This window comes from Pseudomonas paeninsulae (genome assembly GCF_035621475.1).
Lineage (GTDB): Bacteria > Pseudomonadota > Gammaproteobacteria > Pseudomonadales > Pseudomonadaceae > Aquipseudomonas > Aquipseudomonas paeninsulae.
In genome coordinates, this window is sequence record NZ_CP141799.1 from 2,653,807 (window position 1) to 2,665,295 (window position 11,489).

Annotated in this window: 7 protein-coding genes; all 7 read left to right on the top strand. The window is 62.1% G+C overall.

Annotation, left to right across the window (positions count from 1 at the left end; translation table 11 throughout):
• Nucleotide 1 precedes the first annotated feature (1 nt).
• The 7 genes from VCJ09_RS12285 to VCJ09_RS12315 all read left to right on the top strand — a co-directional run bounded on the left by VCJ09_RS12285 (nt 2) and on the right by VCJ09_RS12315 (nt 11,489).
• Nucleotides 2-2,416, top strand: a complete 2,415-nt coding sequence (locus VCJ09_RS12285; RefSeq protein WP_324734554.1) for a TonB-dependent receptor — start codon at nt 2-4, stop codon at nt 2,414-2,416.
• A gap of 370 nt (nt 2,417-2,786) precedes the next feature.
• Nucleotides 2,787-4,145, top strand: a complete 1,359-nt coding sequence (locus tag VCJ09_RS12290; RefSeq protein ID WP_407693028.1) for a diaminobutyrate--2-oxoglutarate transaminase — start codon at nt 2,787-2,789, stop codon at nt 4,143-4,145.
• A 289-nt stretch (nt 4,146-4,434) separates the two neighbouring features.
• Nucleotides 4,435-6,219 (top strand): IucA/IucC family protein, encoded by a 1,785-nt coding sequence (locus VCJ09_RS12295; RefSeq protein ID WP_324734556.1) that lies wholly within the window; start codon nt 4,435-4,437, stop codon nt 6,217-6,219.
• On the top strand, nt 6,212-7,435 hold the full coding sequence (locus VCJ09_RS12300) for a type III PLP-dependent enzyme (protein WP_324734557.1): 1,224 nt from the start codon (nt 6,212-6,214) through the stop codon (nt 7,433-7,435). Before VCJ09_RS12295 ends, VCJ09_RS12300 begins: the two co-directional genes overlap by 8 nt.
• Nucleotides 7,432-8,847, top strand: a complete 1,416-nt coding sequence (locus VCJ09_RS12305) for a DHA2 family efflux MFS transporter permease subunit (protein ID WP_324734655.1) — start codon at nt 7,432-7,434, stop codon at nt 8,845-8,847. Before VCJ09_RS12300 ends, VCJ09_RS12305 begins: the two co-directional genes overlap by 4 nt.
• Before the next feature lie 24 nt (nt 8,848-8,871).
• Nucleotides 8,872-10,722 carry an IucA/IucC family protein gene (locus tag VCJ09_RS12310; protein WP_324734558.1) on the top strand — a complete coding sequence of 617 codons (1,851 nt, stop codon included), beginning with the start codon at nt 8,872-8,874 and terminating at the stop codon, nt 10,720-10,722.
• Complete coding sequence (locus tag VCJ09_RS12315) at nt 10,716-11,489, top strand: HpcH/HpaI aldolase family protein (protein WP_324734559.1); 774 nt, start codon at nt 10,716-10,718, stop codon at nt 11,487-11,489. The genes VCJ09_RS12310 and VCJ09_RS12315 overlap by 7 nt, the downstream gene beginning before the upstream one ends.

The window sequence follows — 11,489 nt, forward strand, 5'->3', positions numbered from 1 at the left end:
AATGTCCGTAGTCCTGCCTTACCGTCTGCGCTCAACGCGCCCGTTGTTGCGCCTGAGCCTGCTACTGAGCCTGAGCGCCAGTCCTTTGCTTACCTCTACCAGTTGGGCCGAGGACGTCGCCCGGCGCAGTTATCAGGTGCCGGCCAGTAGCCTGGGCGCCGCGCTGACCCGTTTCGCCGGGTTGGCCGGGGTCGATCTGTCGGTGGACCCGGCATTGGTCAACGGTCGCGACAGCGCCGGACTGTCCGGCGAATTCGCGGTAGAAGAGGGGTTCGCCCAGCTACTGCAGGATTCTGGCCTGCAGTTGCAGGCCGTCGATGAGCAGGCCTACACAGTGACGCCCGCCCCGGAGCAGGACGGCAGCACGCATCAACTGCCTGCGACGGTGGTCCTCGGTGGCAGCAGCGAGGCCATCGAGCAGGAGTATGCCGGCGGTCAGGTGAGCCGCCGAAGCTCGCTGGGCATGCTGGGCGATGGGGACTTCATGGAGGCCCCGTTCAGCCTGACCTCCTATACCAGCGATACCGTGAAGAACCAGCAGGTACGCACCCTGGGCGACCTGGTCGCCAGCGATCCATCGGTGCGCACCACCAACCCGGCCGGCGGGCGTTTCGAACAGTTCTCCATCCGCGGCTTCAGCCTGTTCAACAGCGATGTAGCGCTCGGCGGCCTGTATGGCATTTTGCCGACCTATTCGATCGACATGGAAATGGTCGAACGGGTGGACATTATCAAGGGCCCCGGTGCGTTGCTGGGGGGTATCGTTCCGCGCGGCAGCGTGGGCGGCAATATCAACCTCGAGCCCAAGCGCGCGGGTGATCAGCCGCTCACCGAGCTGACCGGCAGCTATGCGTCCGCCGGGCAATTTGGCGGAGCGGTGGACATCGGCCGACGTTTCGGCGAAGTCCAGCGTTTTGGGGTGCGTTTCAATGGCGTGCGCCAGTCCGGCGATACCGAATGGGATCGTCAGCAGGTCGAGCGCGAGGCCAGCGTGATCGGCCTGGATCTGCGCGAGGAGCGGGTACGCCTGTCCCTGGATCTCGGCCGCTCGGAACGGCAGACCGATGCGCCGTTGGAGCGGGTTGGCGTCGCTGCCGGGGTGAAGATGCCCAAGGCCGAAGACATCAGTCGCAACTTCGCTCAACCCTGGACCGTCACCAATACCAAGGACACCTTCGGCGCCGTGCGCGGCGAGTTCGACCTCAGCGATTCGCTGATGGTCTACGCCGCTGCCGGCGCGCGCAAGGGCAACTACGACTTCCGCCGCCATGAGGTAAAGGTCACCAATGACGCGGGCGATTTCACCATAACGCCGCGGGATTTTCGCCGCGACGAAGAGGTCAAGACCGCCACCGTCGGCCTGCGCAGCTGGTTCAATACCGGGTCGGTCGGCCACACGCTGAACCTTAGCCTGAACCGCTTCGAGATGGATTTCGACAACGCCGGCGAACGATTCGCCAAGGGCAACAGCAACATCTACCAGCCCATCGTGCTGCCGGAGCCGGGGCAACCGAATCGCTTCGACACCAGCACTCACACCGAAAACCGCTTCACCAGTCTGGCCCTGGCCGACACCTTGAGCTTTGCCGATGACCGCGTGCTGCTGACCCTCGGCGCGCGCTTGCAGCGGGTCGAGGTGGAATCCTGGAGCAACGGTGTTCGCGATGAACCGGTCTATGACGAGCAGGCCACCTCGCCGGCAGTGGGGCTGGTGGTCAAGGTCACCGACCGCCTGTCGTTGTACAGCAACTACATGGAAGGCCTGAGCGAGGGTCAGACGGCACCGACCAGCGCGGCCAACGCCAACCAGATATTCGCGCCGGTGCGCAGCAAGCAAGTGGAGGCCGGGGCGAAATATGACCTGGGCACCTTCGCGGTGACCACCAGCGTGTTTCGCATTGAGCAACCGTCTTACCTCTTCGATGCGCAAAACAACTTCAAGCCCGATGGCGAACTGCGTAACCAAGGCTTGGAGCTGAGCGTATTCGGCGAGCCGGCCCGCGGCGTGCGCCTGCTGGGCGGGGTGATGCTGCTCGACAGCGAGCAGACGAAAACTACCGCTGAGGAATTCGACGGCAAGCGCGGCACCGGCGCGCCGGTGGTCAATGCCAACCTCGGCGCCGAATGGGACATCGACAGCCTGCACGGCTTGACCCTGACCGCCCGCGCCATCCACACCAGCTCGCAGTACCTCGATGCGGCCAACGAGCAGAAAATCGACGGCTGGGAGCGTTATGACCTTGGGGCGCGCTATGCATTCAAGGTAGGCGATAGCCCAGTCACCGTGCGCGCCACGGTGGAGAACGTGCTGGACAAAACCTACTGGGCCTCTGCGGCGACTTCGGCTGACAGCGCGGCGGGGCTGACCCTGTCGACGCCGAGAACCTGGCTGTTGTCGACGACAATCGGATTCTAATGGTGCCGCGAACGGGTAAGTGAGAGTACTGGTATTGGCTGCCAGCGGGTCGCCTTATGGCGATCCGTAGCGCAGGAATAACCGACAGATTTGCATGGTGGAGTTTTGCAATAAGTCTAATTGTTTAAATTGTAATGAGAGTTGTTAAATACAGAATTATTACTACCTGTATTTTTTCTGTTTATTCATGAACGTTGACCCAGGCACCAAGTCGTCGATTTGGGTTTATCTGTGCCCGGAGTATTTATAAGATCCTCGTCATTGTATTGAAAGCTGTTTTTTAGAAATACCTTGCTGTCCGTAACTGATAATGATAATAATTCCCACATGGAATATTATCGGGACTCGACATATGTTTAGTGAGGACTTAATGCGCGCTGCTCAGCTTCATCGAACTAACGCCGACTATCTGACTCGCCAAGCAAAGTTCGAATCCAATGTCCGCAGTTATCCGCGCAAACTGCCATTGGCTATTGCCAAGGCACAGGGCGTCTGGGTGACGGATGTCGATGGAAAAACCTACCTTGATTGCCTGGCTGGCGCCGGCACGTTGGCCTTGGGCCACAACCACGATGAAATTGTTACCAGCATCACCAACTTCCTGGCCTCGGGAATGCCCATGCATACTCTCGACCTCACGACGCCGCTGAAAGACGCCTTCAGTGAAGCACTGCTGGCAGTGTTGCCGGGTAATGGCCGCGACTACTGCCTGCAATTCTGCGGGCCCTCCGGCGCCGATGCAGTGGAAGCGGCGCTCAAGTTGGCGAAAACCGCCACCGGGCGCAGCAACATCATCAGCTTCTCGGGTGGTTACCATGGCATGACCCATGGTGCGCTAGCGGTGACCGGCAATAGCGGACCGAAGAACAGCATCCACACACTGATGGCGGGCGTACAGTTCCTGCCGTATCCCCACGAATACCGTTGCCCGCTGGGCATTGGCGGGGACGCCGGAATCCAGGCCCTCACTTACTACTTCAGCCAGTTTATCGAAGACGTCGAAAGTGGTGTCTCCTTGCCGGCCGCAGTGATCCTCGAGGCCATACAGGGCGAGGGCGGCGTGAATCCCGCCCCCATCAGCTGGTTGCGCAAGATTCGCGAGGTGACTCGCAAGCACGGCATTGTCCTAATCGTCGATGAGGTACAAACCGGCTTTGCCCGTACCGGCGACATGTTTGCTTGCGAACAGGCCGGCATCGAGCCCGATATCATCGTGATGTCGAAGGCGATTGGCGGCGGATTGCCCTTGGCGCTACTGGGCATCAAGCGTCAGTTCGACGCTTGGGCGCCGGGCGCCCATAGCGGCACTTTTCGTGGCAACCAGATGGCCATGGCCACAGGCCTGGCGACCCTGAAAGTCCTTCAGCAACAGGATCTGGCGGCGCAGGCCCAGCAACGCGGCGGCTGGCTGAAACAGCAACTGAGTCTGTTGCAGCAGCGTTATCCGTCACTCGGGCAGGTACGTGGTCGCGGGTTGATGCTGGGGATAGAGATTGTCGACGAGCGTCAGGCGCCAGATGCGCTGAACAGCCTGCCTATGGATGCTGAGCTGGCTGCTGCCATTCAACAACACTGTTTCAAGCACGGCTTGTTGCTCGAGCGTGGCGGACGCAACGGCAACGTGGTGCGCCTGCTGCCGCCACTGATTATTGATGACGAACAGTGTGGATTGATTATCGCCCGATTCGAGAAAGGCCTGACTTCGGCACTGGCGCAACTGCGGGCGTAATAATTATTGCTGCACAGCGAGTTTAACTAACGGGTAGTCGAACGAGCCGCTTATATCCAGTAAAGCCTGGTTGCTGGGCTGGCATCTTTCTGCGTATCGATTTTGTTCGCTAAACACTACCTGGCGTTGTGTTTCCAGTGTGCGCGGCTCGAGCCAAAGTTGTATTTTTCCTGGCGAGATAGAAGTTGGCGCTGGGATGGCAGATTGTTTTTCGATGGTATTAAAAGGCCACTTAGTCTTAGCCGCTAAATAGCCTGTCGGTGTCCTCAAGCGCTACTGCGGAGCAGATATGAATAATCCCGATGGCACAGTTTTATCCAGGCTAGTCAGTGAGTCGGCGACAGCCCATGCCTTGCTTAATTGCCTGATAAAAGAGTTCGCACTCCCGGAAAACTGCCTGCGCTATGCCTGGCCGCAAGACATGAATGGCATTGCGCCAGGCAGTTATTTCGATGGCGCCGACTGGAAGGGCATACCGCTGACCATCAGCCTGCCCAACCAGCAGCAGTTCTTCGTCCTGGTCGATCGCCGTGACCTGCTCGGCAGTCATCGTTACCTGTCCGATGTCTATGCCCGGCAGGCAAACACCCCATGGCGGTGTCCGGATTTCCCGGCGTTTGCTGTGCAGCTACTGACAGCCTGCGAGCACATGACCAGCGCCTCTAACGATGAACTGATGAATCAGATCCTGCAGAGCCAGGGCCTGACCGCCGCCATAGTCCGCCACAACCTGGCCGCGCAGTACCCGGATCCGCTCGGCAGCTACCTGGCCAGTGAACAGGGTCTGTGGTTTGGCCACCCGAACCACCCGGCACCCAAGGCCCGCCTGTGGCCGGAGCAGCTGGCGCAGGAAACCTATGCCCCGGAGTTCCAGTCCCGCACCCCATTACACCTGTTCGAGGTGCCGCGGGAAGGGCTGAGCGTCGGCGCCAATGGCCTGAGCGAAGCGCAAGTGCTGGCCGGTTTTGCCGATCAGCAGCAGGCGCGGGCAGGGCAGGCCATTATCTGCATGCATCCGGTACAGGCGCAGCTGTTCATGCAGGATGGCCGCGTGCAGCGTCTGTTGGAGTCCGGCGCCATTGTCGATCGCGGCGCCACGGGATTGATGGCCAACCCCACCGCGTCGATCCGCACCTGGTATATCGAAGGCCACGCTTACTTCATCAAGGGTTCGCTGAATGTCCGGATCACCAACTGCGTCAGGAAAAACGCCTGGTACGAACTGGAAAGCGCACTGCTTATCGACCGCCTGTTCCGCCAGCTGCAGCTCTCCCAGCCCGCCACCTTGGGCGGGCTTTCGGTGGTGGCCGAACCGGGCCTGTTGAGCTGGGCTCCGCAGGATGCCAGCGAAGCCGATGGCAACTGGTTCCGCGAGCAAACCGGGGCGATCCTGCGGGAAAATTTCTGCCTCTATACGGGGACCGACTGCAGCATCATGGCCGGCACCTTGTTCGCTCGCGACCTTCATTTAAGGCCGCTGGTGCATGAGTTTCTGCGTCGATTCAAGGGTGACGAGATCAGCGATAAACAGCTGCTGAGTTGGTTCAGCGACTACCAGGCGTTACTGCTGCGCCCAGTGCTGGCGCTGTTCTTCAATCACGGCATCGTCATGGAGCCGCATTTGCAGAACAGTGTGCTGACCCATGACAACGGTCAACCGCAACAGCTGCTGCTGCGCGATTTCGAGGGGGTCAAGCTCACCGATGAACTGGGCATCACGCGGATTGCTGCTGACATTCACCCGCGGGTTCGCCAATCGCTGCTCTATTCCCGTGAGCAGGGCTGGAACCGCATCGTCTATTGCCTGTTGGTCAACAACCTTTCCGAAGCTGTGCTGGCCCTGAGCTGGGAACGCCCGCACCTGGCAGCATTGATGTGGCAGCGCGTCGAGGAGCAATTGGTCAGCATTCGCGCCGAGCTGACGGATGCCGCGCCAGAGCTGGACGCACTGATTGCCGGCCAGCCGATTGCCTGCAAAACCAACCTGAAGGTGCGTCTGGCGGCCAAGGCCGATCGCCAGGCCAGCTACGTCAAGCTGGTCTCGCCGTGGGCCAAGGCGGCCAGGCATGGATAAGTTACCCGCCGCGGTGTTGGTCGCCATTGAGCAGGCGCGGGTGCAACATGCAGATCCGCTGGCGCTGTTCATCTACGATCTGGATGCACTGAAACAGCACGTCACGCAGGTGATGGCCGCATTGCCGGTTGGCGTCGAGTTGTATTACGCGATCAAGGCCAACAGCGAAGCGCAGATCCTCTCCGCGCTGGCGCCGCTGGTGGATGGCTTCGAGATCTCGTCCGGCGGTGAAATCGATCGCCTCAAGACCTGCGCGGTGGCCAAGCCGTTTGTCTTCTCCGGCCCTGGCAAGCTGGATTCCGACCTGCGTGCAGCACTGCAGCAGCAGGTCGAAGCTATTCACATCGAAAGCCTGAATGAAATCGCGCGTCTGCAGCGCCTGGCACAACAGGCGGGGCGAGTGCAGGCGGTCTATCTGCGGATCAACCCTGAACTGCCGTCGCCGCTCTCCAGCAAGCTGGCGATGGCTGGCGTGGCCACGCCGTTCGGCATCGATGAATCGGAGCTGAAACTGGCGGTACAGCAAGTCGACCAGGCCAGTCATCTGCGGCTCAAGGGTTTCCATGTGCATGCGATGTCCCATCAGCCGCTGGTGGAACGCCACGAGCAGTTGCTCGATCTCTACCTGCAGCGCTGGCCGCACTGGAAGGCGTTATCGGCAAAGCCTGAACAGATCACCCATCTCAATGTGGGCGGTGGCATCGGGGTCAATTACCTCGGCGCGCAGCAGTTCGATTGGCAGCGCTTGTGTAGGCATCTGGGACAGCGCCTGGCGGCGAGTGTCGATGCGCCGATCGTGCGCTTTGAACCCGGTCGCTTCATTAGCGCCTTCTGCGGTTACTACGCCATCCAAGTACTGGATATGAAAGTCAGCCACGGCAAGCACTTCCTGGTGTGCCGTGGCGGTACCCACCAGTTTCGTCTGCCAGTGGCGCAAGGCCATGATCATCCGATCATTCATCTGCCCAGGCAGGCCCGGGCGACGGCCATGGTGGCGCAAGCCTGGACCATCGTCGGCCAGCTGTGTACGCCCAAGGATGTGCTGAGCCGCGATTGCCCGCTCAGGGGCGTCAGTATCGGCGACATCCTGGTGTTGCCGTTGGCTGGGGCCTATGGCTACAACATCTCGCATGCCGACTTCCTCTGTCATCCGCGGCCGCCACAGCTGTTCCTGCAAGGTTCGATGCCAGCCAGCGGAGTCACTCCGTGCGATTGACCGTTATCGCGCCGCGCTGGCTGGTGGTGGTCAATGTGCTGCTCGGCACCCTGACCGTCAGCCTCAACAACAGTTCGCTGAATCCGGCGCTGCCGGCGTTCATGGAGGCCTTCGCCATCGGCCCGCTGCTGGCGACCTGGATAGTCGCGGCGTTCATGGTGAGCATGGGCATGACCATGCCGCTGACCAGCTTTCTCAGCCAGCGCCTGGGACGCAAGCGCCTCTATCTCTGCGGTGTGGGACTGTTCATCGGCGGCTCACTGCTGGGCGCGCTGGCCAACTCCATCGCCCTGGTGATTGCCGCCCGGGTGGTGCAGGGGATTGCCAGCGGGCTGATGATCCCGCTGTCGCTGGCGATCATCTTCTCGGTCTACGCCAAGGGCGAGCGGGGCAGGGTCACCGGTTTGTGGGGCGCGGCGGTGATGCTGGCGCCAGCGCTGGGGCCCTTGTGCGGCAGCTTGCTGCTGGAGGGTTTTGGTTGGCGTTCACTGTTCCTGATGAACGTGCCCATCGGCGTGTTGGCGCTGCTGCTCGGCATCGGCGTATTGCCCACTGGCGAGGCGGCAGAGCGCAAACCCTTCGACCTGGCGGGCTACCTGCTGATCGCCACGGGCATCGGCCTGTTGATGATCGGCATCGGCCGGCTACAGGACGCGCAGACCCTGCTCGATCCGCTCAACCTGGGCATGTTGCTGGTGGCGATCCTCTGCCTGCTTGCCTTCGTGCGCCTGGAACTACGCCGCTCGGCGCCGCTGCTCGACCTGCGCCTGTTCGCCCTGCGCGGTTACCGCCTGAGCGTGATCATCGCCGTGGTGCAGTCGGTCGGTATGTTCGAGAGCCTGGTATTGCTGCCGTTGCTGGTGCAGATGGTATTGGGTCATAGCGCCATCTGGACCGGCCTGGTGCTGCTCGCCACGGCGGTGTTCGCCAGCCTGTTCGGCCACATTGGCGGCAAGTGGCTGGACCGTCACGGGCCACGCGGCGTGGTGTCCTGCGGCCTGTTGCTGACCGGCGTCGCTACCCTGGCCCTGGGCCTGCTCGGCACCCAGGCCTCGATCGGGCTGGTATTCGTCCTGATGATGGTACGCGGCGCAGGGCTGGGGCTTTCGTACATGCCGGTGACCACCGCCGGGCTCAATGCCCTGCCCGAGGCGATGGTCACCCAGGGCGCGGCGATGAACAACATTGCGCGGCGCCTGGTGTCGTCCCTGGCGATCGTGATTGCCGCGCTCTGGTTGGAATGGCGCTTTAGCGCCGAGTCGGGAGGGGCCGGCACGCTTGCCGCAATCAACGAGGTCTTCATGGTCACCGGCATCCTGATCCTGCTGGCCTTGCCCTGTGCCTGGCGTTTTCCCGCCGGCGCAGCCGAGGAGCCGGCAGAGGCGCTAGCAGCCGCCATCGAGCCGCATTAATTTTTTAACTGACGAGGTATCAACATGGCCACTTCCTTACAGGCAACGCCACCGGCGCCAGATGCCACATCTGGCGCCTGGCTGGCGCGTGTCGACGCCCAGTGTTACCAGCAGGTCCAGCAGCGCGTGGTCGGGCAACTGCTGCAGACGCTGTTGTACGAACAGGTGCTGCCTTACCGTCAGCAGGCGCTGAATGAGCATCAGCATCGGTTCATCGTGCGCGGCGTCGATGCGCAACAGGAGTGGGTGGAGTATCAGTGCAACGGCGTGCTCAGCCTCAGCTTCGCGCTGATCCGCCTCGATCATGCCAGCCTGGAGCGGGTCACTAGCCGTGGCGAGCGCAGCCAGCCGCAACTGCACCAGGCGCTGTCGGAACTCTTGGGCGAGTATCAGGACAGCCCGCACCTGCCGCGCTTTATCAATGAGCTGGAGCAGACTCTGCTCAAGGATCTGCAGGCGCGTAGCCAGGCTTACCGGCCCGCGAAACCGGCCTATGAGCTGGATGTGGATGCCCTGGAGCAGCACTTCATGGACGCCCACAGCTACCACCCTTGCTACAAGTCGCGCATCGGTTTTTCCCTGGCGGACAATGCGCGCTTCGGCCCGGAGTTCGCCACGCCCATCGCTGTGGTCTGGCTGGCGCTGGCCAAGTCCTGCGGGGCGCTGAACCATTCACGCCAGCTGGATTTCGCGACTTTCATCGCCCAGGAAGCTGGCGAGCTGGCCGAGGAGTTGACGCGCCAGGGCAGGACGGCGCAGGACTACTGGCTGATCCCTGTGCATCCGTGGCAGTGGCAGAACGTCATCTTGTCGAACTTCTACCCGGAACTCAGCCGGGGCGAGCTGATCTACCTGGGCACCTCGACGGATCACTACCTGGCGCAGCAGTCGATTCGCACCCTGGCCAACGCCAGCGACAAGCGGCGGCCCTACGTCAAGCTGGCCATGAGCATGACCAACACCTCCAGCACCCGCATCCTGGCCCGGCACACGGTAATGAACGGGCCAATCATCAGCGACTGGCTGCAACAGCTGATCGCCACCGACAGCACGGCGCGCAGCCTGGACTTCGTCATTCTTGGCGAGGTGGCCGGCGTCAGCTTCGACTACCAGCATGTGCCCGCGACGCGTATGCCGCAGCTGTACGGCACTCTCGGTGCGATCTGGCGCGAGAGCCTCCACGGCTACCTGCGCGAAGATGAACAGGCGGTGCCCTTCAACGGCTTGAGCCATGTCGAGAACCGCTATACGCCAGGTGAGCAAACACCCTTCATCGACGCCTGGATCGGCCAGTTCGGCGTGGAGGCCTGGACCGAGCAGCTGCTGCGCGTCGCCGTAGTGCCCGTCATACATATGCTCTATGCCGAAGGCATCGGCATGGAGTCCCACGGCCAGAACATCGTGCTGATCGTCAAGCAGGGCTGGCCGCAGCGCATCGCCCTCAAGGATTTCCACGATGGCGTGCGCTATTCGCCGGCCCATCTGGCGCGTCCCGAGTTGTGCCCGACCCTGGTACCGCTGCCAGACAGCCACGCCAAGCTCAACCGCAATTCCTTCATCCTCACCGATGACGTCGACGCGGTGCGCGACTTCACCTGCGACTGTTTCTTCTTTATCGCCCTGGCTGAACTGGCGATCTTCCTCAGCCAGCAGTACCGCCTGGACGAAAGCCGCTTCTGGCAGATGACCGCCGAGGTCATCCACGCCTACCAGCAGGCCCATCCACAGCACCGCGAGCGCTATGCGCTGTTCGATGTGTTCGCGCCCACCTATGAAGTGGAGGAGCTGACCAAGCGCCGCCTGCTGGGCGATGGCGAGCGCCGCTTCAAGTCCGTGGCCAATCCGCTCCATCCGTACCGGCGGCAAGCATGCTGAGAAGCAACCAGCTCAAGGCCAAGCTCGGCGCGGGCGCAGCCGCGTATGGCCTGATCAGTTCGATTCCGTCGCCGGTCGCCATCGAGCTGATCGCCGAAGCCGGTTTCGATTTCGTGATCATCGACATGGAGCATGTGCTGATCAACCCGCAAACCGTGGAGAACATGATTCGCACGGCGGAAAGCTACGCCATCACGCCGCTGGTGCGGGTCGCCGATCTCAACCCGAAAACCCTGCTGCGCCTGCTCGATGGCGGCGCCCAGGGCATCGTTCTGCCGATGATCGAAAACCCCGAACAGCTCGCGGCGGCGATTGCCGCCTGCAAGTACCACCCGCTGGGCACGCGCAGCCTGAATGCCGGGCGCCCCGGCGCATTCGGCAAGCACAGCCTGGCCGAGTACATCGGTCAGGCCAACGCGCAGATCATGGTCGTGGCGATGATCGAAAGCGCCGCAGGCGTACGCCGCGCCGCCGAGATAGCCGCGGTGCCCGGCCTGGACATGATCCTCGAAGGCGCGGCCGATCTGTCGCAGTCGCTGGGCATGCCCTGGCGCATCGATCAGCCCGCGGTGCAACAGGCGCTGCTCGCTACCTGGCAGGCGGCCAGCGCGGCGGGGGTGGCGTACTGCGCCATCCCACGGCAGCCGGGCGATCAGGCCCGCTGGCAGGCACGCGGCGTGAACAGCTTTGTTTTGGGGGACGAACGCGGCATCGCCTTTCGCGCCCTTCAGGCCAGATTGGCCGCCACTTCAACTGAAGGACAATAA

What these genes read in the sequence shown, in the direction of transcription:
- VCJ09_RS12315 (WP_324734559.1), top strand. Translation starts at nt 10,716, where the DNA reads ATGCTGAGAAGCAACCAGCTCAAGGCCAAGCTCGGCGCGGGCGCAGCC.
- VCJ09_RS12285 (WP_324734554.1), top strand. Translation starts at nt 2, where the DNA reads ATGTCCGTAGTCCTGCCTTACCGTCTGCGCTCAACGCGCCCGTTGTTG.
- VCJ09_RS12290 (WP_407693028.1), top strand. Translation starts at nt 2,787, where the DNA reads ATGCGCGCTGCTCAGCTTCATCGAACTAACGCCGACTATCTGACTCGC.
- VCJ09_RS12310 (WP_324734558.1), top strand. Translation starts at nt 8,872, where the DNA reads ATGGCCACTTCCTTACAGGCAACGCCACCGGCGCCAGATGCCACATCT.
- VCJ09_RS12300 (WP_324734557.1), top strand. Translation starts at nt 6,212, where the DNA reads ATGGATAAGTTACCCGCCGCGGTGTTGGTCGCCATTGAGCAGGCGCGG.
- VCJ09_RS12295 (WP_324734556.1), top strand. Translation starts at nt 4,435, where the DNA reads ATGAATAATCCCGATGGCACAGTTTTATCCAGGCTAGTCAGTGAGTCG.